Origin of the sequence: Albidovulum sp., from assembly GCF_041919395.1 — a bacterium.
Lineage (GTDB): Bacteria > Pseudomonadota > Alphaproteobacteria > Rhodobacterales > Rhodobacteraceae > Albidovulum.
Genome location: NZ_JAYRTX010000013.1, coordinates 1 through 26,429, shown reverse-complemented (window position 1 = coordinate 26,429; position 26,429 = coordinate 1). Strand labels below are relative to the sequence as shown.

Sequence of the window (26,429 nt, the reverse complement as noted above, 5' to 3'; positions counted from 1 at the left end):
CCCCTGAACATGCTACCTGCCCGGAAATGAAACCTCCCTTCGCACTCTCTCTTTCCGAGGATGGACTGACCCTGCTTTTCAGGGTCGCGGAGGGCTGGGCCCCGCTCGGGCATGTCGGCTTCGACGCTCCCGATCTGGAAAGCCGGCTTGCCGACCTCCGCGGCCGCGCCGAAACGCTCGCGCCGGGGGGCGTGGCGACGAAGCTCGTCCTGCCGGACACGCAGATCCTCTATACCGAGGTCTCGGCACCAGGCCCCGATGCCGCCAGCCGCCGGGCCCAGATCGCGACCGCGCTCGAAGGCCGCACGCCCTACGCGGTGGTGGACCTGGCCTACGACTGGTCGCGGCAGAACGGCGGCGCGAAGGTTCTCGTCGCCGTGGTGGCGCGGGTCACGCTGGCCGAGGCGGAGAGCTTCGCCGAGGCGCAGGGCTTCAATCCGGTCGCCTTCGTCGCCGCCCCCTCGCCGGGGCGTTTCGCGGGAGAGCCCTTCTTCGGCCCATGCTCGCGGGCCGCAATCCACCTGCCCGACGGCGCCCGCCTCGACCGCGATCAGGACCCGGTCCGGATCGTCGCGCTGCCGCCCGAGATCGCCGCGATCATCGCACCGGGGGCAGCAGAGACCGCCGGACCCGAAGCGCTCGAGGCAGGCACCGCCAGCCCTGCCGTGGCGGAGGCCGGCGCGACCGAAGCGGCCGCGACCGAGGCCGCAGCCCGGTCGCAAGACGAGGCGCACGAGGTCGGCGAATCGGGCGGAATCGAACCTGAACCAACCGACGCCGCGCCGGCTTCGCCGTCAGACTTGCCGGAAACGATCATCGACGCCGAAAAGCTGGAAGCGACGGACCCGGCGCCTGCCCCGCCGACCGGCGAACCTGACGCGGCCCCGGTACCAGAGGCCCCCTTCATCGCCATCGAGGACCTCGCGGAGGACTTCGACGCAGGGACGGCGACCCGGACGGCCGACGCGACGGAGCTTCCCGACGGCACGGTCCTGTCCCCCGCGTTCGCCTCGCGCCGGCAGACGACCGGCGGCGCCGCGGAAACGCACGGCGCGCCGCCCGGCGATCCGGCGAGCCTCCTCGCCGAGGCGACCTCCAGGCTCCACCTCCTCGCCGACGCGCCCGAAACGGTGACCGTACCCCGCGGCGTCCCGCGGATCGGCCCGGCGGCAGCGACGCTCGCCATCACGGCCCCGGCCATCGACCTGCCTCAGACCGTCGCGGATGCACGGGACGGCGCGGGGGGCAACGGGCTCCGTCGCAAGGGGTCTGGCCGGACGCCCCTCACCGCCCTGCCCGAGACCCGCCACGGCACCCAGGCGCAGTTGCGCGAACGCCAGGCCGCCGCCAGTTCGCTGGCGCCGTCGGAGGCAACCGGGGCGTTCGGCGCACCCCCCGCCGCGCCCCGCCGCACCGTGCCCGACCGCCGGCGGCTCGGACTGATCCTCACCGCGGCCCTTGTGCTCCTTATGCTCGCCGTCGCGCTCTGGTCGCTGTGGTTCGGCGCTGCGCCGACCTCACCCGACCCGGCAGCCCCCGCCGAGACATCGGCGGCACCCGCTGTTCCGGCCGAGCCTGCCGAAACCGCGAGCACGCCCGCCCCGCAAACGGCCCAGCGGACGGCCCAGCAAACGGCACCGCCACCGCGGCCCGCCACGGCAGCGACCGCCGGCATAGACGGCGCGACGGACCCGGCCGGCGATGCGGTGACGGCAGCCCTGACCGAGGCGCTCGCCGGGGATGAAGCGGTCGCCGCCTCCACGCCCGCCCCGAACACGCCCGAGGTCGCGGCGCCCGGGATTGACCCGGCTCCTTCCGACACGGCTCTCGGGGACGCTCCGGACGCGACGACACCTGCGATGCCCGCACCCGCGCCGCAGGCCACGACCGAGGGGGCCGCGACCGCCACCGAAGCGGCGCCAGTGGCCGCGCCCGGACAGGCTCCCGCGCCGGTCTGGACCGGCATCCCCTCGAGTGCCGCAACCGGCGCTGACGACCAGAATTCCGGTGCGACGGCACTTGCTGCCCTGGCCGACCCCGGCCGCGAGGCCCTCCCGGCCACGCCGGAGGGGCTTGCGGAGACCGCACCAGCCACCACCGCCGACGCCCTGCCCGAGGCTCAGCCGCTTCCGCCTCCGTTCGGCACCGTCATCACCTTCGGCCCCGACGGCCGCATCGTTCCCACGCCCGAGGGCGTGGTCACTCCGGACGGATTCACGCTCTACGCCGGCCGCCCGCCGCTCGTGCCCGCCGCCGCTCCGCGCCCCGGCGCTGCCGCCGCCCCGAGCGGGTCGGCAGCCGGATCGCCCGCCACCGAGCCGACCCTGCCGCCGCTGCCCGCGCCCGTCGATCCCGCGCACTCGGCCCGCAATCCGCAGCTCCGCCCGGCGGCGGTCCTCGAACGCGCAGCAGCAGCCCGCGCACTCGCGCCCGTGACGCCTGCCGCGCCCGCACCGGCGGAGTCCGCCGCCCCGGTGCCGCCGGAGGCCGCGCCGGCCGCGACCGAAGGCGCCCTGCCGCCGCTTCCCGGGCCGGTCGATCCTGCCCATGCCGCACTCGGACCGAAGCTCCGCCCTGCCGCCGTCACCGCCCGCGCCGAGACCGCCCGCGCCCAGGCCACGGCCATTGCCGCCGCTGCCGAGGCCGCCGCACGCGCCGAGGCCGAGGCGCTCGCCAGTGCGTCCCGCTACGCCGTCGCCTCGTCGCGGCGGCCCACCGAACGCCCCTCCGGCCTCGCCAAGGCCGTCGAAGCCGCCGTTGCGGCCGCCGTGACCGCCGCCGTGACCACTCCCGAACCCGCGCCCGCTGCCGCGCCAGCGCCCGCCCCTGAACCCGCCCCCGAAGCCGTCGAAATCGACGAGCCGGAGCCGCTCGAGGCCGTGCCGAACATGCCGACGACGGTCACCGTTGCCCGGCAAGCCACCGTCAAGAATGCCATCGACCTCGGCAAGATCAATCTCATCGGCGTCTACGGCTCCTCGGCCAACCGCCGCGCTCTGGTGCGGATGCCGTCCGGGCGGCTCCTCAAGGTCAAGATCGGCGACCGCCTCGACGGCGGCCAGGTCGCCGCCATCGGCGACAGCGAGCTGACATACGTGAAGGGCGGCCGCAGCTTCACCCTGAAGATCCAGAAGAACGGCTGAGGCACCGCAGGCGCCCGCGCCAAAACGCACGTTCGGGACGTTTTTTTCGCGTCCCGCCATGAAATCTCCGCCCGAATGTGACATGATTCGAACGGGACTTCCGCGCGCCGCCCCGCCGCGCCGGACCCGCCCTTGCAAATCGCCCGATCGAAAGGCCGGCACCGCCGATGGAAAGCTTTCTTCTCCAGGCCTCGCTCTACCTGATCGCGGTGGTGCTCGCCGTGCCGGTAGCCTCGCGGCTCGGCCTCGGCTCGGTCCTCGGCTATCTGGTCGCCGGCATCGTCATCGGCCCGGTCCTCGGCCTCGTCGGCAGCGAGACCGAAGATATCCAGCACTTTGCCGAGTTTGGTGTGGTGATGATGCTCTTCCTGATCGGGCTGGAGCTCGAGCCGCGAGCGCTCTGGGGGATGCGCGACCGGCTCCTCGGTCTCGGCGGGCTGCAGATTCTCGTCACCGCGTTCGTCGTGACGCTCGGCGCGCTCGCCCTCGGCCTCGGCTGGCGCCTCGCTTTGACGCTCGGCGTCATCCTCTCGCTCTCCTCGACGGCAATCGTTCTGCAGACGATGACCGAGAAGAACCTGATGCGCACGGCGGGTGGGCGCAGCGCCTTCTCGGTCCTTCTCATGCAGGACATCGCGGTGATCCCGATCCTCGCGCTCCTGCCGCTCCTCGCCCTGCCCGGCGCGCGCGCCCTCGCGCAGGCCCAGGCAGCCGATGCCCATGCGGCGCTGAGCCTCCTGCAGGAACTGCCCGCCTGGGGCGTGACCCTCGTCACGCTCGGTGCCGTGGCGGGCGTCGTTCTCGCCGGGCAGTATCTCGTCCGTCCGCTTTACCAGTTCGTCCACCGTGCCCACCTGCGCGAGGTCAATACCGCGCTCGCCTTGATGATCGTCGTCACGATCGCGTCGCTGATGCTCATGGTCGGGCTCTCGCCCGCGCTCGGGGCCTTCCTCGCCGGCGTCGTGCTCGCCAACTCCGAGTTCCGGCACGAACTCGAATCGGACATCGCACCCTTCAAGGGGCTGCTCCTCGGGCTCTTCTTCATTACCGTGGGCGCGGGCATCGACGTGGATCTCCTCTGGCAGCAGCCGGTGACGCTCGCCGGCCTGACGCTCGCGCTGATGGCGGCGAAGGGGGCGGTGCTCTACGGCCTTGGCCGGCTCTTCCGCCTGCGCGGCCGCGACCAGTGGCTCTTCACCCTCGGGCTCGCCCAGGCGGGCGAATTCGGCTTCGTGCTCGCCGCCTTCGCCGTCAAGCAGCGCATCCTGCCCGAGACCCTGGCGCAGCAACTCCTCCTTGTCATCGCGCTGACGATGTTCCTCACGCCGCTCGCCTTCATCCTGCACGACATCCTCGCCCGGCGCATGAAGGACGAGGGCGACCGCAGCCCGGCCGACGACATCGACGAACAGGAGCCGATCATCATCGCGGGGGTCGGCCGCTTCGGTCAGGTGGTCAACCGCATGGTGACCATGTCGGGTTTCCGCACCACCGTGCTCGACAGCGACCTCAACGTGATCCAGCTTCTCAGGAAATTCGGCTTCAAGGGCTATGTCGGCGACCCGACCCGGCCGGAGCTACTGCGCGCGGCCGGCCTCGCCCAGGCGCGTGTGCTCGTAATCTGCCTCGACGACCGGGCGGCCACCCTGCGGCTCGTCGACTACGCGCGCCGCGAGCGCCCCGACCTGCACATCATCGCCCGCGCCCGCGACCGCGAGCATGTCTATCAACTCTACAAGGCAGGGGCCAACGACATCGTCCGGGAATACTTCGACTCAAGCCTCAGGGTAGCGCGCTATGTTCTTGAGAACATGGGCTTATCTGACTACGAGGCGAAGGAACTGGAAAAGACCTTCTACAAGCTCGATCGTGCCGCCGTACGCGACCTCGCGCAGGTCTGGATCCCCGGCGTTCCGATGGAGAACAACGCCGCCTACGTCGCCCGGGCAAAGCAACTGAACCGCGAGCTGGAGGATGCGTTGATCACCCGCTTCACCCAGACGCGCGACGAAAGCACGAGCGCGGACAAGGCCGCCGAGTAGTCGCCCTCAGTTCGCCGGCGCCTCCGGCAGGTCGCCGAGCTGGTCGAACCAGTCGATGTCGCGCAGCGTGACGGCACCCGACAGGATCACGCTCGCCACCACCGACCACAGCACCACCGTCACCATGGTCGCCGCCACGATCTTGCGCTTCAGCCTCACCTCCGAAGGCGCGCTCGCAGGCGTTCCCGGCACGATCTCGCCCTCGTCCGCCTGGCTCCGCGGACGGATCTGCAGCGCGACGAGGAACACCATGAACCACATGACCGCGAAGAGGACGATGCCGCCGGTGAGGTTCATCAGACCTGCTCCAGCTCGACCAGGCAGCCGTTGAAATCCTTCGGGTGAAGAAAAAGCACGGGCTTGCCATGTGCGCCGATCTTCGGCTCGCCGATGCCGAGGACGCGCGCGCCTGCGGCCTTCAGCCGATCGCGGGCGGCGAGGATGTCCTCCACCTCGTAGCAGATGTGGTGGATGCCGCCCGCGGGGTTCTTTTCCAGAAAGCCCGCGATCGGGGAATTCTCGCCGAGCGGGTAGAGGAGTTCCACCTTCGTGTTCGGCAGTTCGATGAAGACCACGGTAACGCCGTGTTCGGGTTCGTCCTGCGGCGGGCCGACCGTCGCGCCCAGCGTGTCGCGGTATTGCGCCGCCGCAGCCTCCAGGTCCGGCACGGCGATGGCGACATGGTTCAGGCGTCCGATCATCTCACTCCTCCGCGGCACATGGTTCCGCCGGGTTATGCGGCGGTGCGGCCCGCTTCGCAAGCGCCCGCTTGGTCGCAGGCGCGTTTACGCTCCGTTAGCCAATCGCTGTCTTACTCGCCCCGACAAGGCGGCCCCGCGACGACAGGAGGGATGAGATGGCCGATGACCTGAGCGCGTTTCTCGCCACGCGCGAACCGACACCCGACCGCCCGCTCCTGGGCCTGACGGTTCTGGTGGTGGAGGACAGCCGCTTCGCGTGCGAGGCGATGCGACTTCTCTGCCTGCGCTCGGGCGCACGAATCCGGCGGGCGGACTGCCTGCGTTCCGCGCGGCGGCACCTCATGACCTACCGCCCGACCGTGGTCATCGTCGATCTCGGCCTGCCCGACGGGTCGGGGCTCGATCTCATTTCCGAGGTCGCCGCCCGGCGTCCGCGGGTGCCCGCCCTCCTCGGCACCAGCGGCGACGCCGGGGCGGAGGAGCGTGCGCGCGCGGCCGGTGCCGACGGGTTCCTCGCAAAGCCGATAGAAAGCCTCTCTGCCTTTCAGCGTACGATCCTCGCCGCCCTGCCCGCCACGCCGAAACCGGTGGCCGCGGGACAGGGCGGCGCGGAGGACGACCGGGTGCATCCCGACCCGCTCGCGCTCCGCGACGACCTCGCCCATGTCGCCGATCTCCTCGGCGACGCGCCGGAGGGTCCGGCGCTCGACTATCTTGCGCAGTTCCTCTCAGGCGTGGCGCTTTCGGCCCATGATGCGCCCCTGCGCGCGGCGGCCGAGGCGCTCGCGCGCGGACGGGCGGGCGACATGCAGCGGCTGAGCGGGCTCGTGCGCGACCGGCTCGCCGCCGGCGCTCCGTTCTGAACGGCGCGCGGGCTCGCGCGCGTCCCTGCCCGTCAGAGCAGCGCGGGATCGCTCGTCACGAGAATCGGGCGCGTCAGCGCCGCGAGCCTCTGCCGCTGGTTGCCGCCGGCGTCGAAATTCGCCGGGTCGAGCCAGGTGTCGAATGCGACCTTCAGCGCGGGCCATTCGCGGTCGATCGCCGCGAACCAGGCGGTGTCGCGATTGCGCCCCTTCACCACCGTCGCCTGCCGGAAAACGCCCTCGAAGCTGAAACCGTAGCGCTCCGCCGCGCGGCGTGACCCGAGGTTCAGCGCGTTGCACTTCCATTCGTAGCGGCGATAGCCCGCGTCGAAGACCCAGGCCATCATCAGGTACATCGCCTCGGTCGCCGCCCGCGTCCGCTGCAGCCGCGGGGCGAGCGCGATATGGCCGACCTCGATCGACCCCGCCGCCGGATCGATCCTGAGATAGCTCGCCACCCCGCCGGCGCGCCCCGTCGCCCGGTCGATCAGCGCGGCGAACCAGGGATCGGTGCGCCCGGCCATACCCTCCGCCCAGGTGTGGTAAGCCGCCTCGTCAGGAAAGGGGCCATAGGGCATGTAGTCCCAGATCGCGTCGCTCTCGCGGTTCGCGGCGTGGAGGTCGGCCGCATGGCGCGCCGGGTCGAGCCGCTCCAGCGTGACATAGCGCCCCTCGATCCGGTCCCAGTCGGGGCGGGATCGCGGCGTCCAGCCCTCGACCCGCGCGCCCAGCCGGTCGTCCGCGTCCCTGTCGCCGCCCATTTTCCGCCCTCCCTCGCCCCGATGCGCCGGCGATCATAGGCCGGATGCGTTCGCCCGCAAGCACGCGATCGGCGCGAAATGATCGCCAAATTGCCCCGTAGCTGTCCCCGCCCTGTCCCAATCCCGCCGCAATCCGACCGGACATTCGGATCATGTGTTCAGGTGTCATGGGGATCACGGTCATGGCAAAAGACATCATCCGGTTCGCGATGAACGAAAAGCTGGTGAGGGGCGCCCATTGGGCGGTCTTCGGCATCGGCGCGCTCTCGCTCACCTTCTCCATCGCGGCCACCGCCGCCTCGGCGTTCTGAGCGGGCGACCGTCGAAAGAACCGGAAGCCGCGCCCTCCGGCGCGGCTTCCTGCATTTCATCGTGGTATCGCGCGACGTCCCCGCCGCCGTCGGCCCACTGGCCGGCTCAGGACCCGAGAGGGAAGGGCGCGGCCACCACCGCCATCCCCTGCCGCTCGAAGCTCGCCCGGATCAGCGCCCCGTAGGCCTCGTCGGCACGATCCGCGCGGGAAAGCCGCACGCCGGTGCGTTCGAAACTCGCGAGGACCAGTTCGCGGTAGTCCTCCGCCGTCGCGCGGTGCCCGGCGACCGGCATGCTCGCACGCTCGAAACTCGCGGCGACCAGCGCGAAGTAGCGCGCCTCGGACCCCGCCTCCCCGCCCGCGGCGAAGGACGGCGTGACGACCGACATGACGGCAAGGGTAGCGGCAATATTCTTGTTCAAATTCATCGAAGTCTCCGAAATGTTGTCGAATGTGAATTGCGACCGTGCGGCCCAGCCGCCCGGACGCGGTCAGGAAATCGCGGCAGCAGCGGCCTTCGGGTCCTGGCGCACGAGCGCCGGGGGATTCCCGCTGACCGGTTCCTCCGCGTCCCGCCGGCCAGCCGGGCAGAGCCCGGCGCGGCGCCGCGGGCAGGCGTCGCAGTTCGCACTCAGCACAGCACCTGCTCCATCCGCTCCCAGTCGCCGAAGCGCCAGGTCTCGCCCATGATCGCGGCAAGAAGCCCGTCGAAAGCCTCTGCCGGCATCGCCTGGCGCATGCCCGTTACCATCGCGACCCGCTCCGGCCGCGAGGCCGCGCCGAGCATGAACCGGCCGAACCCCGCCATCTTCGCCGGCGGGATGTTCGACACGATCGAATGCTCGATCCCGTCGATCTCCGCCGCCGAGAAGTTGGCCGCGATGAGCGGCATGAGTTCGGTTTCCTCCTCGTGCATGTGCGTCAGGTCGTCGGCCACGAAGATCGCGAAGCGCTGGTAGAGCCGGCGCAGTTTCACCGCGCGGTCGCCGCCGGCCGTCGCCACCTCCTCGGTCATGCGGCGCAACTCGCCGAAGGCGTCGAGGTGATGGTCGTGGTCCTCGCCCTGATGCTCCGAACCGCCCGGGACGCGGGCCTCCACAACGGCATGGATCTTCTCGTTCTCGTGGGTCAGGTGCGAATGGCAGATCTCGAGATGCGCCGAAAGCCGGCCGAGCACCTCCATCAGCCCCGCCTCGTCACCGGCATCCGCCTGGCCGAGCGCGATCAGCATGCGTGCGTTTGCCAGACGGATGCCCTTGTGGACCGCGTAATAAAGGTCCCTGGTCGCAGGTGACTCAAAATCCGTTCGGACGTTCATATTCTCTCTCCATTAATTGGTGTGCAAACGAACTGGTGAATGGCCGGGGGGAATACAGCGCTTCTCTTTTCCTGCAAATACCGGCATACTGGTTTCACTCTCCGATTTTCTCGGACAATCAATGGACCACTTGCGCGCCATGCGTCTGTTCCTGCGGGTCGCCGAACTTGGCAGCCTGACAGCCGCGTCGACCGACCTCGGCCTTGCCAGGGGTGCCGCCTCCACCATCGTGGCCGACCTCGAACGCCATCTCGGCGTGCAGCTTCTGGAACGGACGACTCGGCGGCTGCGGCTGACCGAGGATGGCGCGCGCTATCTCGACCGCGCGCGCCAGATCGTGACCGATGTCGACGAACTTGAAAACGACATCGGCGCGGCGGAGCGCAGCCCGCGCGGCCTGCTGCGCGTCCAGCTTCCGCCCGGCATCGCGCGGATCATCGTCGTCCCGGCGCTGCCGGACTTCGTCGCCCGACACCCCGGGATCGAACTGGAAATCCTCTCGCGCACCGAGGTCCCCGATTTCGTCGGCCAGCGGCTCGACGCCGCCCTTCTGGTCGGTCCGCTGCCCGAACTCGACATTGTCGCCCGCTCCGTCGGCCAGTTGCCGCAGATGACCGTCGCCGCCCCGGCCTATCTGGGGCGCGCGGGCCACCCCGCGCGTCCCGACGATCTGGACCGCCACGCCTGCCTGCCGATCCTCTCCTCGCGCACCGGCCGCGCCCAGCCCTGGCGGTTCCACATCGAGGGGCGGGACGTGACGATGCCCGTACGCGGCCCGCTCGCGTTCGAGGCGGCCGAAGCCGCCGTGGCGGCCGCGCGCTGCGGCGCGGGCATCCTCCAGCTTGCGAGCTACCTCATCTTCGACGACGTCCGCGCCGGCCGGCTTGTGCCCGTGCTCGACGCCTTCCGCCCCGCACCCCAGCCCGCCCACATCGTCCACCCGCGCCACCGGCTGAAACCGCGCCGGCTGAAGGTGTTCGAGGAATTCCTGATCGAGCTCAACCAGACGGTCCGGCGGCGCTGGAACATCCGCGAGATCGCAGCCCCGGTCACTCCCTCGGCACCACCCTCAACCTGAGTTCCCTGAGCTGTTCGTTCGTCGGCTCGGAGGGCGCGCCCATCATCAGGTCCTCGGCGCGCTGGTTCATCGGGAACATGATGACCTCGCGGATGTTCGCGGTGTCGGCCAGGAGCATCACCATCCGGTCGATGCCCGCGGCGCAGCCGCCGTGCGGGGGCGCGCCGTACTTGAAGGCCTTGACCATGCCGCCGAAGCGCTTCTCGACCTCTTCGCGCCCATAGCCGGCGAGTTCGAAGGCCCTGAACATGATCTCGGGCTTGTGGTTGCGGATGGCACCCGACACGAGTTCATAGCCGTTGCAGGCAAGGTCATACTGGTACCCGAGCACCTTCAGGGGATCGCCCGAAAGCGCCTCCATTCCCCCCTGCGGCATCGAGAAGGGGTTGTGGGAAAAGTCGATGCGGCCGGTCTCGGGGTCCTTTTCGTACATCGGGAAATCGACGATCCAGGCGAACTTGAAGACGCCCTCCTCGACCAGTCCCAGCTCGCGCCCGATCTCCATCCGCGCCCGGCCCGCGACCGGCTCGAACTGCTCCGGCTTGCCGGCGACGAAGAAGACGGCGTCGCCAAGTTTCAGACCAAGCTCCTTCCTAAGGGCTTCGGTCTTCTCAGCACCAAGCGCCTTGGCAATGGGACCAGCACCGGCAATGTAGGTGTTTGCCAGTGGAACCTTTCCGGTCTGCTGGAGTTCAGCAAACTGGTTCGACTGAATTCTGAAGAGAACTTCGTCGCCAGTATCGAACTCCTCTTCCCGCCAGAAGATATAGCCCATCCCCGGCAGCCCTTCCTTCTGGGCAAAGGCATTCATCCGGTCGGCGAACTTGCGGCTGCCGCCGCCCGGCGCGGGAATGGCGCGGACTTGCGTCCCTTCCTGCTCCAGCAGCCTGGCGAAGATCGCGAAGCCCGAGCCGCGGAAATGGTCGGAGACGACCTGCATCCGGATCGGGTTCCTCAGGTCCGGCTTGTCGGTGCCGTACCAGAGCGCGCTGTCGGCGTAGGAGATCAGCGGCCAGTCCGGGTCCACCTTGCGACCCTGGCCGAACTCCTCGAAGACACCCTGGATCACCGGCTGGACGGCCGCGAAAACATCGGCTTGCGTGACGAAGCTCATCTCTACGTCCAGCTGGTAGAAATCGGTGGGCGAGCGGTCGGCGCGCGGGTCCTCGTCGCGGAAGCAGGGCGCGATCTGGAAGTAGCGGTCGAAACCTGCCACCATGATGAGCTGCTTGAACTGCTGCGGCGCCTGCGGCAGCGCGTAGAACTTGCCCGGATGGAGCCGCGACGGAACGAGGAAGTCGCGCGCGCCCTCGGGGCTCGACGCGGTGATGATCGGCGTCTGGAACTCGGTGAACCCCCGCGCCCACATCCGGTCGCGCAACGACTTCACCACCTGCGCGCGCAGCATCATGTTGCGGTGGAGGCTCTCCCGGCGCAGGTCGAGGAAGCGGTAGGTCAGCCGCGTCTCCTCGGGGTAGTCGTGGTCGCCGAAGACCGGCAGCGGCAATTCCTCGGCCTCGCCGAGCACCCGCATCTCGGTCGCATAGACCTCGATCCCGCCGGTCGGGATCTTCGGGTTCACGAGGCTCGCGTCGCGCGCCTTCACCCGCCCGTCGATACGGATCACCGTCTCCGCCCTGAGCCGCTCGATCGCCGCGAAGGCCGGGCTGTCGCTGTCGGCCACCACCTGGGTCATACCGTAATGGTCGCGCAGGTCGACGAACAGCACCCCGCCGTGATCGCGCACCCGGTGCACCCAGCCCGCCAGCCGCACAGTCTGGCCCGCGTGGGACGTGTTCAGTTCGGCGCAGGTATGGCTGCGGTAGGCGTGCATGATGCTCCCCTTTCAGAAGGGCGAAATCCGGGTCCGCGCCGATACACAGCTTCGGGCGCGCGAAGTCAAGGCAGAGCAGGGCGGCGGCAGCATCGGCAATTGTCCCCCGAACCGCCACATTCCCGCCAAAATGCGGGGCGAGAAGCCATTTCATGGACATTGCCCGGATCCGACACATGGACATTGCCCGCCCAGTTGACCCATCCGCCCTGACGCCGTCCCGCGATCGGGCCTTTGCGCTTGCCATGCTCTGCTTCTGGGCCCTCGTCACCAGCTGGCAGCAATGGGGCCGCTGGGCCGAGGATCTCTCGGCCGTCTACATGGCCGGCTGGCTCTGGCACAGCGGACAGCAGGCGCTCATCTATGACGCGCCACCGGCCTTCTTCGGCGGCGCGGCCGACAGCTGGCTGCCGGCGATGCAGGCGCTCGGCATCGCCGGCCAGACGACCTACGCCTATGTCTATCCGCCGCTCTGGGCGGTGCTTGCCGCGCCGCTCGCCGGACTGCTTTCGCCGCAGGGGTTCTTCGACCTCGTCGCGGCGGTGCAGGTCCCGATGCTCGCCGCCTCGGCCTGGCTTGCGGGGCGGATCCTGAAGCCGGCGGCGATGCCGTGGTGGATCTGGTCGGCGATCAGCCTCGTGATCCTCAACCTCTCCATCCAGTCGCACCTCGCAATCTGGCAGAACCAGCCGACGATCACCGTGGGGTTCCTGACGCTCCTCGCCTTCGAACGGTTGGGCGCCGGCCGTTCCGTTGCGGCCGGGATCGCGCTGGCCCTCGCCGCGGCGATCAAGCTGACGCCCGCGGCCTTCGTCCTCCTGTTCCTCCTCGACGGCCAGCGGCAGGCCACCTTGGCCTTCGCGGTCGCCGGGGCGGCGCTCGGGCTCCTCTCGATCGCGCTTGCGGGCTGGCCCGCGCATCAGGCCTTCCTCGACAGTCTCGCCCTCGTGAAGGGCGTGGCCTTTCTCACCGCCGTAAACACATCGCTTTTCACCGCCGCCGTCGCGCTCGGCTCGGCCCTCGGCTTTCTGCCGATGCCCCCGCTCCAGGACCCGCTCATCGTCTATCATCACGGCATCCCCGGATGGCTCTCGCCCGCGGTATCGCTTCTGGCGCTGGCCGTCGTCGCCGCCTTCGCCCGCGTGCTCCGGCCGCTGCCGGGGAGGCTCCGCCGCGGCCTCGGCCTTATCGCCCTCTCGATCATCGTCGCCCTGCTCGGGCCGCTCGGCTGGCTGCACTACTACCTGGTGCCACTCCTGCTGCTGCCCGGCCTGCTTGGGGTCCTCCCGGTGCGGCGCGCCGCGGTCCTGATCGCGCTCGTGGGTGTGCCGTCCCTCAGCTTCGTCTTTCCCGCCATCGCACTCCTGCCCTGGCCGATCGCCAACTATACCTGGATGATGTGCGCTGCCTGGGCCGTCGTCCTCGTCGGGGTCTTCGCCGCGGCCCGCCGCGCCCGGGCCTGAACCCGCCATCGGGACTTGCGCCCGGGGCGGGCTTGTCTATAACCCCCGACAATTTGCGGAACGGGGGCGGGGGCGATGCCGAAGAGAACCGACATCAAGTCGATCATGATCATCGGAGCCGGGCCCATCGTCATCGGTCAGGCCTGCGAGTTCGACTATTCCGGCGCCCAGGCCTGCAAGGCTTTGCGCGAGGAAGGCTACCGGGTGATCCTGGTCAACTCCAACCCCGCCACGATCATGACCGACCCCGGCATGGCAGACGCCACCTATATCGAGCCGATCACCCCGGAAATCGTCGCCAAGATCATCGAGAAGGAACGCCCCGATGCGCTTTTGCCGACGATGGGCGGGCAGACCGGCCTCAACACCTCGCTGGCGCTTGCCGACATGGGCGTGCTGGACAAGTTCAAGGTCGAGCTGATCGGCGCCAATCGCCAGGCCATCGAGATGGCGGAGGATCGCAAGTTGTTCCGCGAGGCGATGGACCGGATCGGGCTCGAGAACCCCAAGGCGACCATTGTCGCCGCGCCGAAACTTCCCAACGGCAGGTACGACGTCGCAGCGGGCGTCCGCGACGCCATCGACGCCATCGAATATGTCGGCCTGCCCGCCATCATCCGCCCCGCCTTCACCCTTGGCGGCACCGGCGGCGGCGTCGCCTACAACCGCGACGATTACGAGGCCATCGTCCGCTCGGGCCTCGACGCCTCGCCGGTCGCCCAGGTGCTGATCGACGAAAGCCTCCTTGGCTGGAAGGAATACGAGATGGAGGTGGTCCGCGACCGCGCGGACAATGCGATCATCGTCTGCTCGATCGAAAACGTCGATCCGATGGGCGTCCATACCGGCGATTCGATCACCGTCGCCCCGGCGCTGACCCTGACCGACAAGGAATACCAGATCATGCGCAACGGCTCGATCGCCGTCCTGCGCGAGATCGGGGTGGAGACCGGCGGATCGAACGTGCAATGGGCGATCAATCCCAGGGACGGCCGCATGGTGGTGATCGAGATGAACCCGCGCGTCTCACGCTCCTCGGCGCTGGCGTCGAAGGCCACCGGCTTCCCGATCGCCAAGATCGCGGCGAAGCTGGCGGTGGGTTACACGCTCGACGAGTTGGACAACGACATCACCAAGGTCACGCCGGCGAGCTTCGAACCGACCATCGACTATGTCGTCACCAAGATCCCGCGCTTCGCCTTCGAGAAGTTCCCCGGCGCGAAGGCCGAGCTGACCACCGCGATGAAATCGGTGGGCGAGGCGATGGCGATCGGCCGCACCATCCACGAATCGCTGCAGAAGGCGCTCGCCAGCTTGGAAACCGGCCTGACCGGGTTCGACGAGATCGCCATCGAGGGCGCGCTTCCCTCCCCCCTCGTGGGGGAGGGTCAGGGTGGGGGGGCCGAAATCGACCGGGCCGCCGACAAGGCCGCCGTCATCCGCGCCCTCTCGCCCCAGACCCCGGACCGTCTGCGGCTGATCGCGCAGGCCATGCGCCACGGGCTGACGGATGAAGAAATCCAGCATGCGACCGCCTTCGACCCGTGGTTTCTGGCCCGCGTTCGCGAGATAATCGAACAAGAGGCCGAAATCCGCAAAGACGGCCTGCCGCTCACCGAAAGCGGCCTCCGCCGCCTCAAGATGATGGGCTTCACCGATGCCCGCCTTGCCAAGCTGACCGGCCGCGAGGAGGGTCAGGTCCGCCGCGCGCGCCAGCGGCTCGGCGTCAACGCCGTCTTCAAGCGCATCGACACCTGCGGCGCCGAATTCGAGGCGCAGACGCCCTACATGTATTCCACCTACGAGGCCCCGGCGATGGGCGACGTGGAATGCGAGGCGCGGCCCACCGCCGCCAGGAAGGTCGTCATCCTCGGCGGCGGCCCGAACCGCATCGGCCAGGGGATCGAGTTCGACTACTGCTGCTGCCACGCCTGCTTCGCGCTGACCGAGGCGGGCTACGAGACGATCATGATCAACTGCAACCCCGAGACGGTCTCGACCGACTACGACACCTCCGACCGTCTCTACTTCGAACCGCTGACGCTGGAGCACGTCCTCGAAATCCTCCGGGTGGAGCAGGAGAACGGCACCCTCCACGGCGTCATCGTCCAGTTCGGCGGCCAGACGCCGCTGAAACTCGCCAACGCGCTCGAGGCCGAGGGCATCCCGATCCTCGGCACCACGCCCGACGCCATCGACCTCGCCGAGGACCGCGAGCGGTTCCAGAAGCTCCTCCATGACCTCAAGCTCAGGCAACCCGTCAACGGCATCGCCTCCTCCGCCGATCAGGCCATTGCCATCGCCGAACGGGTCGGCTTCCCCCTCGTCATCCGCCCCTCCTACGTCCTCGGCGGCCGGGCGATGGAGATCGTGCGCGACATGGACCAGCTTCGCCGCTATATCACCCATGCCGTCGATGTCTCGGGCAAGAACCCGGTCCTTCTCGACAGCTACCTCTCCGGCGCCATCGAGGTCGACGTGGACGCGCTCTCCGACGGCGCGAACGTCCATGTCGCCGGCATCATGGAGCATATCGAGGAGGCGGGCGTCCATTCCGGCGACTCTGCCTGCTGCCTGCCGCCGCACTCGCTTTCCCCCGAGACGGTCGAGGAGCTGAAGCGCCAGACCGTCGCCATGGCCCTCGCGCTCAAGGTCCGGGGCCTGATGAACGTCCAGTTCGCGATCAAGGAGGGCGAAATCTACGTGCTCGAGGTCAACCCCCGCGCCAGCCGCACCGTGCCCTTCGTCGCCAAGGCCACCGACAGCGCCATCGCCTCCATCGCCGCGCGGCTGATGGCGGGTGAACCCCTGTCGGCCTTCCCGATGCGCGCGCCCTATCCGGCGGGCGTCGGCCCCGACACGCCGCTCCCCTATGCCGACCCGATGACGCTGGCCGACCCGCAGATGCCGTGGTTCAGCGTCAAGGAAGCGGTGATGCCCTTCGCCCGCTTCCCCGGCGTCGACACCATCCTCGGCCCCGAGATGCGCTCGACCGGCGAGGTCATGGGCTGGGACCGGTCCTTCCCCCTCGCCTTCCTCAAGGCCGAGATGGGCGCCGGCACCCACCTGCCCGAGGCCGGCCGCGTCTTCATCTCGATCAAGGACATGGACAAGACGCCCGAGATGGCCGCCGCCGCCCGCGACCTCGTCGCGATGGGCTTCGAGATCATCGCCACCCGCGGCACCGCCGCCTTCCTTGCCGAGCACGGCATCGAGGCCGAGACGGTGAACAAGGTCTACGAGGGAAGGCAGGAGGGCAAGCTGCACATCGTCGACCGGCTGAAGAACGGCGAGATCGCTTTGCTCTTCAACACCACCGAGGGCCAGCAGGCCATTGACGACAGCCGCTCGATCCGCGCCGTGGCGCTATACGACAAGATCCCCTATTTCACCACGGCGGCGGCGAGCGTCGCGGCCGTGCAGGCGATGAAGGCAAGGGGCGAGGGGATCGGGGTGAGGACCTTGCAGGGGTGAGCGGCGGTCCCGGACTTTGGTCCGGGATCAATCGGTCCAGTGGACCGATTGAAGCCGCGAACGCCCGCGCAAACCTGCGCGGGCCGGGAGAGCGTGCCACAGGCGACCGGCCGACTTCGCCCACATCCGACCGCATCCTGCTTTGCACAAAGGAGGGCAGCGCCCGAACCGAGGGGTGGGCGAGAAGCGCCCGCCCCTGGGGGGCGGGTCGGGCGCTGCCCGGTCCCACTTGACAAAGGAGAAGACGGAGAGAGGATTGCTTAAACGTAGCTATTCTGCGACGGAGTGAATGTCTCTCAAAGGCAATGCCGCGCGGCCCCTCCCATCACTAGACGCGATGGTGAATCGGGCCATTTGCGAACTCTTTCCAGATCAAACCATTCCAGACGAACAAAATTTCCGCGCTGACGGATCGAGGTTCAAGGCACCGGATCACTTCGTTCCAACTGCAGAGATTGATTCTTCGGGGCAAAGGTCCACTGGACCTTTGCTTACCCCTCATCACCCCCCGGCAGGCGCGTTACCGCGCGCTCCCGGCCCGCCCGACGCGGGCGGGCGTTCGACCGGGAAACGGTCCACCGGACCGTTTCTTGTCCGGTCTCACCCCAGGCAGGCGCGTTCCGATTGCGACCGACCGCGCGGGTGGCCCACCCCGCCCGGTCTTTGCAGACCGGGCGTTCGGCGTTTCAATCGCTCCACTGGAGCGATTGATCGGGCCAAGGCCCGACCACGCCTCACCCTCCGCCTTGCGGCTCCGGCCAAACGGACCTGCGCGGCCGTCCACCGGACGCCCGCGGGGAGTGCCCTCAGCGTGCCTCGTCCTCGAGGTGGAGCTTCATGTCGATCGGCACCTTCTGGATCACCAGCGTCTCGTTCAGCGGCCGCTTGGACTCGTTGATCGTGATGGGGATCGAACATGAACCGCTCGGTTGGAAAGTCCCGTGCCGCGTTGGTTCGCGAGGGGCCGAAGCGGCGGGATGACGGCTTCGATCTGGCCGGCTTCAACCAGCCGATACCCGAAGCGGTGGCAGCATGACCGGGGCGCATATCCACTTGAAAACGCCCGGAACCTTTTCATGCAAGCCAGACCACCTCTCTGCTTGGTGCCCGCGGCCGGATTCGAACCGGCACGGCCGAAGCCTAGGGATTTTAAGTCCCCTGTGTCTGCCATTCCACCACGCGGGCCTGCCGGGGAGCTTAGTCTCGGCTACGGGCCGGACAATAGCCGGGAAAGGCCCGGTGACAAGGCTTGCATCGGGAGGTTGCCCCTGAGAGGCTTGCCGCGAGGCGCTGGAAAGGGGAGAACTGCGATGGCACGAGGTGGAACGTTGGCCCTGCGGACGGTATGCGGCGCCTTTGCGGGCCTGCTTGCCCTCGGGTGGGCGGACCGGGCCGAGGCGCGCGATCTGACCGGCAGCTTCGCGTACCGCGAACGCATCGCCCTTCCGCCGGAGGCGACGCTCCTCGTCGAGGCGACGGACGGGTCGGGCCGCCCGCTCGCGTCGCTGCGGCAGCCCACAGCGGGCGCGCAGGTGCCGCTCGCCTTCGCGCTCGCCGTGCCCGAGGGGCAGGATCTCCTCCTGCGCGGCGGCCTGAGCGTCGGCGGCGAGGTGCGCTGGCTGAGCGAGCCGGTCCATGTTGCGGCCGGAGCGGATGCGTCCGATCTCGGGTTGATCGCGCTCGCCCCCTATCGCGCGATGGGCTTCGCGAGCCGCCTGCGATGCGGCGATCTCGCCGTCGAAGTCGGCTTTCGCGCGGACGGGGCGAACCTGCGGGTAGGCCCGCGCCGGATCGAGCTGGCCCCGGTCGAGACCGCCTCGGGCGCGAAGTTCGCCGATCCGACCGACCCCGGGACCTCGGTCTGGTCCAAGGGCGATGCCGTCACCGTCAGCCTCCGAGGCACCGAATTGCCCGAATGCGCCGCCGCCCTTCCCGCCGGCGACGGCTGGCGGGCGACCGGACACGAACCCGACTGGGCGATTACCGTCCGGGGCGGACAGCTTTCGTACGCGCCCCGCGACGCCGAGGCCCGCGACGTCGCGCTGCCCGCTCCCGAGCCCGCCGGCGCCGGGGTGCTCTTCCGGCTCGACCCGATCGGCCTAACCCTGACGGTGACGCCCGAACCCTGCCGCGACACGATGACCGGCATGCCCCACCCCGACCGCGTCGCCCTCGCCGAGGGCACGCGCGTCCTCACCGGCTGCGGCGGAGACCCCGCCGCGCTCATCGCCGGTCCGGAATGGCGCATCTCGGAGGTTGCCGGGGCGACGCTGCCTGAGGGGGCCGAGGCTACGCTTCTTCTCTCGGCGGGGGGCGGCCTTGCCGGGCGCGCCGCCTGCAACCGCGTCACCGGCCGCTACACGCTCTCCGGCGAAGGGCTGCGCCTGGAACCCGGCGGCATGACCATGATGGCCTGCCCGGAGCCGGTGATGGCGGCGGAACGCGCCATCCTAGACGCTCTGGCGAAGGTCGACCGTTTCGACTTCGACGAGGCCGGCGACCTCCTCCTGATCGGGGGCGATGCCGTTCTCCTCCGCGCCCGGTTCTGAAGCTCAGAGCCCCCCCTCCTTCACCGCCTCCATGGCAACGTAGGTGGAGGTGGAGGCGACATGCGGCAGGGCCGAGATGCGTTCGCCGAGCACCCTGCGATAGTCGGCGATATCGGTCGTGCGCACTTTCAGCAGGTAGTCGAACCCTGCCGCCATCATGTGGCATTCCTCGATCTCGGGAACCGCGCGCACCGCGCGGTTGAAGCCCTGCAACGCCGTCTCGCGCGTGTCGGACAGCCGGACCTCGACGAAGGCCACATGCGCCAGCCCCATCCGGATCGGGTTGAGGACGGCGCGGTACCCGGCGATCACGCCCGCTTCCTCCAGCCGCCTGACCCGTGCCTGCACCGGCGTCTTGGTCAGACCCACACGGCGCGCAAGTTCGGTCACAGGCAATCGCCCGTCCTCCGAGAGGGCGCGGAGAATCGCCGCATCGTAGCGGTCGAGAACGGGAAGTTCATCTGGCATGTCTTTCAGCCTCACTTTGGGCAATATGCCTGCCAATTTTATAGTATTTGGTCGGAATGGCTCGGATGCAAGCGGTATCATGGGCCAGACCCCGCGGAGTGACCCGATGACCGACCCCTGGCACGAAATCGAGACCGGCACCCTCCAGCCCGAGGCGCCGCTCCTGTCCCGCCTGATCGCGGGGGCCGATCTTACGGCAGAGGCCCGCGCGCGGATCGCCGCCGAAGGCGCGGCCCTCGTCCGCCAGATCCGCGCCGACGTGCGTCCCGGGCTGATGGAGGTCTTCCTCGCCGAGTACGGGCTTTCGACGGAGGAGGGCATTGCGCTGATGTGCCTTGCCGAGGCGCTCTTGCGCGTGCCGGACGCCGAGACGATGGACGCGCTCATCGAGGACAAGATCGCGCCATCCGACTGGGGCCGCCACCTCGGCCGGTCCGCCTCCTCGCTCGTCAACGCGTCCACCTGGGCGCTGATGCTGACCGGGAAGGTGCTTGAGGAGAAGGAGCCCGGCATCGTCGGCCATCTCAGGGGCGCGATGAAGCGCCTCGGCGAGCCCGTCATCCGCCGCGCGGTGCGGCAGGCGATGAAGGAGATGGGCCGCCAGTTCGTGCTTGGCGAGACGATCAACGCCGCGATGGAACGCGCCTCGGCGATGGAGGCACAGGGCTACACCTATTCCTACGACATGCTCGGCGAGGCCGCCAGGACCGCCGAGGATGCCGAGCGCTACGCCCAGGCTTATGCCAAGGCCATCGCCGCCATCGCCGGCGCCGCCCGCAGCGACGACATCCGCGCCAATCCCGGCATCTCGGTCAAGCTCTCTGCCCTCCACCCCCGCTACGAGGTGGCGCAGGAGGCGCGTGTGATGGCCGAGCTCGTGCCCGTGGTGCGCGATCTCGCGCGGGCTGCCGCACGCGCCCGGATGGGCTTCAACATCGACGCGGAAGAGGCTGACCGGCTGACGCTTTCCCTGAAGGTCATCGCCGCAGTCCTGGCCGATCCCGAGATCAAGGGCTGGGACGGCTTCGGCATCGTGGTGCAGGGCTACGGCCGCCGCGCCGGGGCCGTCATCGACTGGCTCCACGGCCTCAGCCAGCGGCTCGACCGGAGGATCATGGTCCGCCTCGTCAAGGGCGCCTACTGGGACGCCGAGATCAAGCGCGCGCAGGTCATGGGTCTTGCCGACTTCCCTGTCTTCACCCGCAAGGAGGCGACCGACGTCAGCTACATCGCCAATGCCAGGAAGCTCCTCGGCATGACCGATCGGATCTATCCGCAGTTCGCCACCCACAACGCCCATACCGTTGCCGCCGTGCTCGACATGGGCAAGGGCAAGCCGTTCGAGTTCCAGCGCCTGCACGGCATGGGCGAAAGGCTCCACGACATCGTGCTGAAGCGCGAAAAGACCCGCTGCCGCATCTACGCCCCCGTGGGCGCCCACCGCGACCTGCTCGCCTATCTCGTCCGCCGCCTTCTGGAGAACGGCGCCAATTCCTCCTTCGTGAACCAGATCGTCAACGAGGACGTGGCTCCCGAGGCGGTGGCGGCCTGTCCGCTGACGGCGGTGGAGGCGATGCTGCCGGGGCTTGCCAACGCCCGTGTCGTCCCCGGCCCCGGCCTCTTCGCGCCGGAACGTGCGAACTCGCAAGGCTTCGACCTGACCGACGCGCCCACGCTGGCCCGCATCGACGCCGCACGCGCTCCGTTCGAGACCAGGGCCTTCGCCGCCGCCCCCATCCTCGCGGCCACGGCGTCCAAGGGCACCGCGAAGCCGGTGCTGAACCCCGCGACCGGCGCGGCGGTGGGCGAGGTGACCGACGCGACGGCCGCGGATGTGGACGCCGCCCTCGCCGCCGCCCGTCCCTGGGCCGCGGCGCAGCCCGAGCGCGCGGCCATCCTCAACCGCGCGGCGGACCTCTACGAGGCCGACTTCGGCCCGATCTTCGCGCTCCTCGCCCGCGAGGCCGGCAAGACCCTGCCCGATGCGGTCGCGGAACTGCGCGAGGCGGTGGATTTCCTGCGCTACTACGCCGCCCGGTCCGCCGGTCTCGACCGCCCAGCGCTCGGAACCTTCGCCTGCATCAGCCCCTGGAACTTCCCGCTCGCCATCTTCACCGGCCAGATCGCGGCGGCCCTGGCGGCCGGCAACGCGGTGGTGGCGAAGCCGGCCGAGCAGACCCCGCTCATCGCCGCCCATGCCGTGGCGCTCCTCCGCAAGGCGGGCGTCCCCGCCCCCGCCCTGCAACTCCTGCCCGGCGACGGCGCGACGGTCGGGGCAAGGCTAACCTCCGACCCCCGCGTGAACGGCGTCTGCTTCACCGGCTCGACCGAAACCGCGCGGCTGATCCAGCGCGCCATGGCCGAGAACCTCGCCCCCGGCGCGCCGCTGATCGCCGAGACGGGGGGCCTCAACGCGATGATCGTCGATTCGACCGCGCTGCCCGAACAGGCGGTGCGCGACATCGTCGCCTCCTCCTTCCAGTCGGCGGGCCAGCGGTGCTCGGCGCTGCGCTGCCTCTATGTTCAGTCCGACATCGCCGCCCATTTCACCGACATGCTCTTCGGCGCGATGGAGGAGCTTGCCGTCGGCGACCCCTGGTCGCTCTCCACCGACGTGGGTCCGGTGATCGACGCCGAAGCCGAGGCAGGCATCCGCGCCCATGTCGAGAAGGCCCGCAGGGAGGGCCGGCTCCTCCGCCAGCTCTCGACCCCGCGGGGCGGCCATTTCATCGCACCCTCGGTAATCCGGGTGAAAGGCATCGCCGAGATGAAACGCGAAATCTTCGGTCCCGTCCTTCATGTCGCCACCTTCGAGGCAGAAGACCTTCAGAAGTTGATATCCGACATCAACTCAACAGGATACGGTCTGACCTTCGGGCTTCACACGAGGATCGACAACCGCGTGCAGGAAATCACCGAGGCGCTTTCCGTCGGCAACATCTACGTCAACCGCAACCAGATCGGCGCGGTCGTCGGCTCCCAGCCCTTCGGCGGCGAGGGTCTCTCGGGCACCGGACCGAAAGCCGGCGGCCCGGATTACCTGCCGCGCTTCACTGCGCCAGCCCCCGGCGAAGCGGCCGGGACGCCGGAGGGTGAGGCCGATGCCGCAAAGGTGCAGGCCGCGCTCGATGCCGCCCCGGCGCGTGGTCCGATCACAACAGAGGACCTGCCCGGCCCCACCGGAGAGTCGAACCGTCTCACGCTGCATCCGCGGGCGCCACTGCTCTGCCTCGGCCCCGGCCGCGCCGCCGCCGAAGCGCAGCGGACAGCCGTCGAGGCGCTTGGCGGCCGCGCCGTGGCGCTGCCCGGAAGGCTCGACCCGGCGGCGCTGGCAAGGCTCGCCGGCTTCTCGGGCGTCTTGTGGTGGGGTGACGCGGCGACGGCGCGCGCCCTGGCGCTGGCCCTGGCCGGCCGCGAGGGGCCGATCCTGCCGGTCATCACCACGCAACCGGACCGGGCGCACGTCGCGCACGAACGCCACGTCTGCGTCGATACCACCGCTTCCGGCGGCAACGCGGCGCTTCTGGCCGAGGCGGGGGCCGCCTGACGGGTTCCGCTTGACGGGGGATCGCGGACCGGCGAGCGTGCGTGCATGTTCCCGATCCGCGATCACAACCCCTCCCATGGCACGCCCTTCGTGGTCTATGCGCTGATCGCTCTCAACGTCCTGATCTTCTTCGTGCAACTCCCGTACATGGCCGATGATCGGGCGCTCGCTAAGTTCTGGGCGGACCGCGCGCTCTATCCGGTGCTCGTGACCGACCATTTTAGTTACACCGGCATCCTGACCTCGATGTTCCTGCACGCAGGCTGGATGCACATCATCGGCAACATGCTCTTCCTCTGGATCTTCGGCGACAATCTGGAAGATCAGATGGGCCATTTCGGCTTCCTCGTCTTCTACCTCGCCTCGGGGATCGCCGCCGCCTTCGCGCACGTCTATTCCGCCCCCGGCTCCACCGTGCCGACGGTCGGCGCGTCAGGTGCCATCGCGGGCGTGATGGGCGGCTATCTCCTGATGTTCCCCCGGGCGAAGGTCGATATCCTCGTGATCATCGTGATCTTCATCCGCATCTTCACCCTGCCCGCCTGGATCATGCTCGGCCTCTGGTTCGCGCTTCAGGTATTCAGCGGCCTCAGCACGCCCCTCGACGGCGGCGGGGTCGCCTTCTGGGCGCATGCCGGCGGTTTCGTGGCCGGGCTCGTCCTCGCCCTGCCGATCTGGGTCCGCCGCGGCGGCCCGGGATTCTGGGCGCGCACGCAGGGCCGCCCCCCCCACCCTGACACCGTCTATTTGCCCTCGCGCATCCCGACGGTCCGGCGGAGGCGCTGATGCTGCCCGAGCCGTCCCGCCCGCACCGCGCGACCTGCCACTGCGGCGCGGTCGAACTCTCCGTCGAACTGAGCGACGGCTTCGCCACGGCACGGCGGTGCGATTGTTCGTTCTGCAGAAGACGGGGCGCGATCGCGGTTTCGGCGCCCCTCGACGGCGTTCGAATCGTGAAAGGCGCGGACAACCTGGCGCTTTACGCCTGGGGCACGGGCACGGCGCAGCACTGGTTCTGCAAGACCTGTGGGATCTACACCCATCACCGCCGCCGCTCCAACCCGAACGAATATGGCGTCAACGTCGCCTGTCTCGACGGCGTGAATCCGCGTGATCTCGGCGAGGTGCCCTGGACGGACGGGGTGAACCACCCCTCCGACCGCGCCTGAGCTTCGTCCTGGCGGAAATACTCCCGGGGATGTGGGGGCGGGAGGCCCCCACCCTCGTCTCACTCGGGCGCGCGCAGCACTCCGGCGAAGGCGGCGAAGATCTCGGCGTTCGCCGCAAGGACCGATCCGCTCTCCAAGATGTCGCGCCCCTCGCGCACCGCCTCGCAGAACCCTCCTGCCTCGCGCACGATCACGAGCCCCGCAGCCATGTCCCAGGCATTGATCTCGCGTTCCCAGTAGCCGTCATAGCGCCCTGCCGCGACGTAGGCGAGGTCAAGCGCGGCCGAGCCCCAGCGGCGGACGCCGGCACAGGCGGGCATGAGCCGCGCGAGGTCGCGGATCGTCGCCGGGAGCGTCTTCTTCGCACCGAAGGGTATGCCGGTGGCGAACAGCGCCTCGCCCATCACCCGCCGGCCCGAGACCCGGATTCGGCTTTCGTTCATCCAGGCGCCCGCCCCCTTCTCGGCCGCGAACATCTCGTCCTTCGCGGGATCGAAGATCACCCCTGCCACCACCTCGCCCTTGTGCTCGAGCGCGATGGAGACGGACCAGTGCGGCAGGCCGTGCAGGAAGTTGGTCGTCCCGTCGAGGGGATCGACGATCCAGCGCCGGGTCGGGTCGGCGCCGCCGGCCTCGCCCGATTCCTCGCCGAGCCAGCCGTAGGTCGGCCGCGCGCCGATCAGCTCGTCGCGGATGATCTTCTCCGCGGCGATATCGGCACGGCTGACGAAATCGCCCGCGCCCTTCACCGAGACCTGAAGGTTTTCGACTTCCCGGAAATCCTTCACGAGGCTGCGCCCCGCCTTCCGCGCGGCCTTGATCATCAGGTTGAGGTTGGCGCTGCCCTGCATCGTCGGTCTCCGGGAAGGATCAGGCGGCGGCTATACGCGGGCCGGACCCGGATGTGAAGGGGGAACCGCCCCCCTCGCCGGCTCCTTGCCCCGCTCCGCCAGGACCGCGCGCAGAAGCGACGGCCGGTCGCTCATCAGCCCGTCGACGCCCAACTCCAGAAGCCGCTCCATCTCTGCCCGCTCGTCCACCGTCCAGACATGGACCTGCACCCCCGCCGCATGGGCCGCCCGCACGAAGCGGCGGGTGACGAGGGGGATACCCTTGTGCCGGGCCGGCACCTGCACCGCACGAAACCCCGGCCGCGGAGCCGGCAGGCCCCAGCCGCGCAGCCAGAGCGCGAGCACACCTGCCTGTGCCGGCGACCAGAGGAGGCCGGGGCCGAGAAGCCGCACCGCCTCGGCCGTGCGCCGGGCGGCGAAGCTTCCGATGCAGACGCGCGAAAGCGCGCCGGCGGCCCGGATCGCCCCGGCCATCGGGGGGACCGCCGCATCCGCCTTGGCCTCCAGGTTGAGGAAGAGCCCCGGCCAGGACGCCAGCACCTCGTCGAGCCGCGGGATGGGGTTGCCGCCCTTCGTCCGCCGCGCCTTCAGCTCGGCCCAGGTCAGCGCGTCCACCCGCACCTCCTCGCCCGTCATCCGGGTCAGCGTGTCGTCGTGGAAGATCACCGCCACCCGGTCGCGCGTCGCCTGGACATCGGTCTCGACATGGCTGTAGCCGAGCGCCACGGCGTGGGCGAAGGCCGCATCCGTGTTCTCCTCGACCTCCAGCGATCCGCCGCGGTGGGCGAAGGCAAGCGGCAAAGGATGGTCGAGGAACGGATGCGGCGTTTCCATGTCGGGTCCTCCCCCGACGAT

General features: G+C 69.5%; 20 protein-coding genes and 1 tRNA gene. 11 read left to right on the top strand and 10 right to left on the bottom strand.

Going from position 1 to position 26,429, the window contains the following annotated elements; genetic code table 11:
• The first annotated feature begins 26 nt into the window (after positions 1 to 26).
• Both ACMUOO_RS04120 and ACMUOO_RS04115 read left to right on the top strand, forming a co-directional pair.
• Positions 27 to 3,143, top strand: a complete 3,117-nt coding sequence (locus ACMUOO_RS04120) for a hypothetical protein (protein WP_413854884.1) — start codon at positions 27 to 29, stop codon at positions 3,141 to 3,143.
• A gap of 167 nt (positions 3,144 to 3,310) precedes the next feature.
• Positions 3,311 to 5,185, top strand: coding sequence for a monovalent cation:proton antiporter-2 (CPA2) family protein (locus ACMUOO_RS04115; protein WP_301919139.1), 1,875 nt, complete (start codon positions 3,311 to 3,313; stop codon positions 5,183 to 5,185).
• Positions 5,186 to 5,191: 6 nt separating this feature from the next.
• Here ACMUOO_RS04115 and ACMUOO_RS04110 read toward each other — a convergent pair whose 3' ends face one another.
• Both ACMUOO_RS04110 and mce read right to left on the bottom strand, forming a co-directional pair.
• On the bottom strand, positions 5,192 to 5,482 hold the full coding sequence (locus tag ACMUOO_RS04110) for a DUF1467 family protein (protein WP_301919140.1): 291 nt from the start codon (positions 5,480 to 5,482) through the stop codon (positions 5,192 to 5,194).
• Positions 5,482 to 5,886, bottom strand: a complete 405-nt coding sequence (gene mce, locus ACMUOO_RS04105; protein ID WP_301919141.1) for a methylmalonyl-CoA epimerase — start codon at positions 5,884 to 5,886, stop codon at positions 5,482 to 5,484. Before mce ends, ACMUOO_RS04110 begins: the two co-directional genes overlap by 1 nt.
• A gap of 155 nt (positions 5,887 to 6,041) precedes the next feature.
• On the opposite strand from mce, the gene ACMUOO_RS04100 reads away from it, so the two are divergent.
• Positions 6,042 to 6,749 (top strand): response regulator, encoded by a 708-nt coding sequence (locus ACMUOO_RS04100; RefSeq protein ID WP_301919142.1) that lies wholly within the window; start codon positions 6,042 to 6,044, stop codon positions 6,747 to 6,749.
• Positions 6,750 to 6,781: 32 nt separating this feature from the next.
• On the opposite strand, the gene ACMUOO_RS04095 is transcribed toward ACMUOO_RS04100, so the two are convergent.
• On the bottom strand, positions 6,782 to 7,510 hold the full coding sequence (locus ACMUOO_RS04095; RefSeq protein WP_301919143.1) for a GNAT family N-acetyltransferase: 729 nt from the start codon (positions 7,508 to 7,510) through the stop codon (positions 6,782 to 6,784).
• A 182-nt stretch (positions 7,511 to 7,692) separates the two neighbouring features.
• Here ACMUOO_RS04095 and ACMUOO_RS04090 point away from each other — a divergent pair, with 182 nt between their 5' ends.
• Positions 7,693 to 7,821 (top strand): hypothetical protein, encoded by a 129-nt coding sequence (locus ACMUOO_RS04090; protein WP_301919144.1) that lies wholly within the window; start codon positions 7,693 to 7,695, stop codon positions 7,819 to 7,821.
• A 106-nt stretch (positions 7,822 to 7,927) separates the two neighbouring features.
• Here the strand turns inward: ACMUOO_RS04090 and ACMUOO_RS04085 are convergent, their stop codons facing one another.
• On the bottom strand, positions 7,928 to 8,251 hold the full coding sequence (locus tag ACMUOO_RS04085; RefSeq protein ID WP_301919145.1) for a hypothetical protein: 324 nt from the start codon (positions 8,249 to 8,251) through the stop codon (positions 7,928 to 7,930).
• Between the two features lie 203 nt (positions 8,252 to 8,454).
• A complete protein-coding gene (locus tag ACMUOO_RS04080) occupies positions 8,455 to 9,141 on the bottom strand; it encodes a hemerythrin domain-containing protein (RefSeq protein WP_301919146.1) in 687 nt (228 codons plus the stop codon).
• Between the two features lie 121 nt (positions 9,142 to 9,262).
• On the opposite strand from ACMUOO_RS04080, the gene ACMUOO_RS04075 reads away from it, so the two are divergent.
• A complete protein-coding gene (locus ACMUOO_RS04075; RefSeq protein ID WP_413854883.1) occupies positions 9,263 to 10,219 on the top strand; it encodes a LysR family transcriptional regulator in 957 nt (318 codons plus the stop codon).
• Here the strand turns inward: ACMUOO_RS04075 and aspS are convergent.
• Positions 10,191 to 12,053 (bottom strand): aspartate--tRNA ligase, encoded by a 1,863-nt coding sequence (gene aspS / locus ACMUOO_RS04070; RefSeq protein WP_301919148.1) that lies wholly within the window; start codon positions 12,051 to 12,053, stop codon positions 10,191 to 10,193. The genes ACMUOO_RS04075 and aspS overlap by 29 nt on opposite strands.
• A gap of 176 nt (positions 12,054 to 12,229) precedes the next feature.
• On the opposite strand from aspS, the gene ACMUOO_RS04065 reads away from it, so the two are divergent.
• The gene (locus tag ACMUOO_RS04065) at positions 12,230 to 13,516 is read left to right on the top strand and encodes a glycosyltransferase family 87 protein (RefSeq protein ID WP_301919149.1); all 1,287 of its coding nucleotides are present in this window, start codon (positions 12,230 to 12,232) and stop codon (positions 13,514 to 13,516) included.
• Positions 13,517 to 13,591: 75 nt separating this feature from the next.
• On the top strand, positions 13,592 to 16,990 hold the full coding sequence (carB, locus tag ACMUOO_RS04060) for a carbamoyl-phosphate synthase large subunit (RefSeq protein ID WP_301919150.1): 3,399 nt from the start codon (positions 13,592 to 13,594) through the stop codon (positions 16,988 to 16,990).
• Positions 16,991 to 18,091: 1,101 nt separating this feature from the next.
• On the opposite strand, the gene ACMUOO_RS04055 is transcribed toward carB, so the two are convergent.
• A tRNA-Leu gene (locus ACMUOO_RS04055) sits at positions 18,092 to 18,175 on the bottom strand.
• A gap of 125 nt (positions 18,176 to 18,300) precedes the next feature.
• Here ACMUOO_RS04055 and ACMUOO_RS04050 point away from each other — a divergent pair.
• Positions 18,301 to 19,539, top strand: coding sequence for an META domain-containing protein (locus ACMUOO_RS04050; RefSeq protein WP_301919151.1), 1,239 nt, complete (start codon positions 18,301 to 18,303; stop codon positions 19,537 to 19,539).
• A 3-nt stretch (positions 19,540 to 19,542) separates the two neighbouring features.
• Here the strand turns inward: ACMUOO_RS04050 and ACMUOO_RS04045 are convergent, their stop codons facing one another.
• The gene (locus tag ACMUOO_RS04045; RefSeq protein ID WP_301919152.1) at positions 19,543 to 20,007 is read right to left on the bottom strand and encodes an Lrp/AsnC family transcriptional regulator; all 465 of its coding nucleotides are present in this window, start codon (positions 20,005 to 20,007) and stop codon (positions 19,543 to 19,545) included.
• 106 nt (positions 20,008 to 20,113) lie between these two features.
• On the opposite strand from ACMUOO_RS04045, the gene putA reads away from it, so the two are divergent.
• The 3 genes from putA to ACMUOO_RS04030 are packed head-to-tail and all read left to right on the top strand — an operon-like array spanning position 20,114 to position 24,723.
• The gene (putA, locus tag ACMUOO_RS04040; RefSeq protein WP_301919153.1) at positions 20,114 to 23,554 is read left to right on the top strand and encodes a bifunctional proline dehydrogenase/L-glutamate gamma-semialdehyde dehydrogenase PutA; all 3,441 of its coding nucleotides are present in this window, start codon (positions 20,114 to 20,116) and stop codon (positions 23,552 to 23,554) included.
• Between the two features lie 45 nt (positions 23,555 to 23,599).
• Positions 23,600 to 24,340, top strand: a complete 741-nt coding sequence (locus tag ACMUOO_RS04035) for a rhomboid family intramembrane serine protease (RefSeq protein WP_301919154.1) — start codon at positions 23,600 to 23,602, stop codon at positions 24,338 to 24,340.
• A complete protein-coding gene (locus ACMUOO_RS04030; protein ID WP_301919155.1) occupies positions 24,340 to 24,723 on the top strand; it encodes a GFA family protein in 384 nt (127 codons plus the stop codon). Before ACMUOO_RS04035 ends, ACMUOO_RS04030 begins: the two co-directional genes overlap by 1 nt.
• A 59-nt stretch (positions 24,724 to 24,782) precedes the next feature.
• On the opposite strand, the gene ACMUOO_RS04025 is transcribed toward ACMUOO_RS04030, so the two are convergent.
• Positions 24,783 to 25,574: an inositol monophosphatase family protein gene (locus ACMUOO_RS04025; RefSeq protein WP_301919156.1), complete on the bottom strand. Its 792-nt coding sequence runs from the start codon at positions 25,572 to 25,574 to the stop codon at positions 24,783 to 24,785.
• A gap of 30 nt (positions 25,575 to 25,604) precedes the next feature.
• On the bottom strand, positions 25,605 to 26,429 hold an 825-nt coding region (locus ACMUOO_RS04020), incomplete at its 5' end, for a glycerophosphodiester phosphodiesterase family protein (protein WP_413854882.1).

Coding starts and splice junctions, on each gene's coding strand:
- ACMUOO_RS04120 (WP_413854884.1), top strand. CDS start 27: ATGAAACCTCCCTTCGCACTCTCTCTTTCCGAGGATGGACTGACCCTG.
- ACMUOO_RS04115 (WP_301919139.1), top strand. CDS start 3,311: ATGGAAAGCTTTCTTCTCCAGGCCTCGCTCTACCTGATCGCGGTGGTG.
- ACMUOO_RS04110 (WP_301919140.1), bottom strand. CDS start 5,482: ATGAACCTCACCGGCGGCATCGTCCTCTTCGCGGTCATGTGGTTCATG.
- mce (WP_301919141.1), bottom strand. CDS start 5,886: ATGATCGGACGCCTGAACCATGTCGCCATCGCCGTGCCGGACCTGGAG.
- ACMUOO_RS04100 (WP_301919142.1), top strand. CDS start 6,042: ATGGCCGATGACCTGAGCGCGTTTCTCGCCACGCGCGAACCGACACCC.
- ACMUOO_RS04095 (WP_301919143.1), bottom strand. CDS start 7,510: ATGGGCGGCGACAGGGACGCGGACGACCGGCTGGGCGCGCGGGTCGAG.
- ACMUOO_RS04090 (WP_301919144.1), top strand. CDS start 7,693: ATGGCAAAAGACATCATCCGGTTCGCGATGAACGAAAAGCTGGTGAGG.
- ACMUOO_RS04085 (WP_301919145.1), bottom strand. CDS start 8,251: ATGAATTTGAACAAGAATATTGCCGCTACCCTTGCCGTCATGTCGGTC.
- ACMUOO_RS04080 (WP_301919146.1), bottom strand. CDS start 9,141: ATGAACGTCCGAACGGATTTTGAGTCACCTGCGACCAGGGACCTTTAT.
- ACMUOO_RS04075 (WP_413854883.1), top strand. CDS start 9,263: ATGGACCACTTGCGCGCCATGCGTCTGTTCCTGCGGGTCGCCGAACTT.
- aspS (WP_301919148.1), bottom strand. CDS start 12,053: ATGCACGCCTACCGCAGCCATACCTGCGCCGAACTGAACACGTCCCAC.
- ACMUOO_RS04065 (WP_301919149.1), top strand. CDS start 12,230: ATGGACATTGCCCGCCCAGTTGACCCATCCGCCCTGACGCCGTCCCGC.
- carB (WP_301919150.1), top strand. CDS start 13,592: ATGCCGAAGAGAACCGACATCAAGTCGATCATGATCATCGGAGCCGGG.
- ACMUOO_RS04050 (WP_301919151.1), top strand. CDS start 18,301: ATGGCACGAGGTGGAACGTTGGCCCTGCGGACGGTATGCGGCGCCTTT.
- ACMUOO_RS04045 (WP_301919152.1), bottom strand. CDS start 20,007: ATGCCAGATGAACTTCCCGTTCTCGACCGCTACGATGCGGCGATTCTC.
- putA (WP_301919153.1), top strand. CDS start 20,114: ATGACCGACCCCTGGCACGAAATCGAGACCGGCACCCTCCAGCCCGAG.
- ACMUOO_RS04035 (WP_301919154.1), top strand. CDS start 23,600: ATGTTCCCGATCCGCGATCACAACCCCTCCCATGGCACGCCCTTCGTG.
- ACMUOO_RS04030 (WP_301919155.1), top strand. CDS start 24,340: ATGCTGCCCGAGCCGTCCCGCCCGCACCGCGCGACCTGCCACTGCGGC.
- ACMUOO_RS04025 (WP_301919156.1), bottom strand. CDS start 25,574: ATGCAGGGCAGCGCCAACCTCAACCTGATGATCAAGGCCGCGCGGAAG.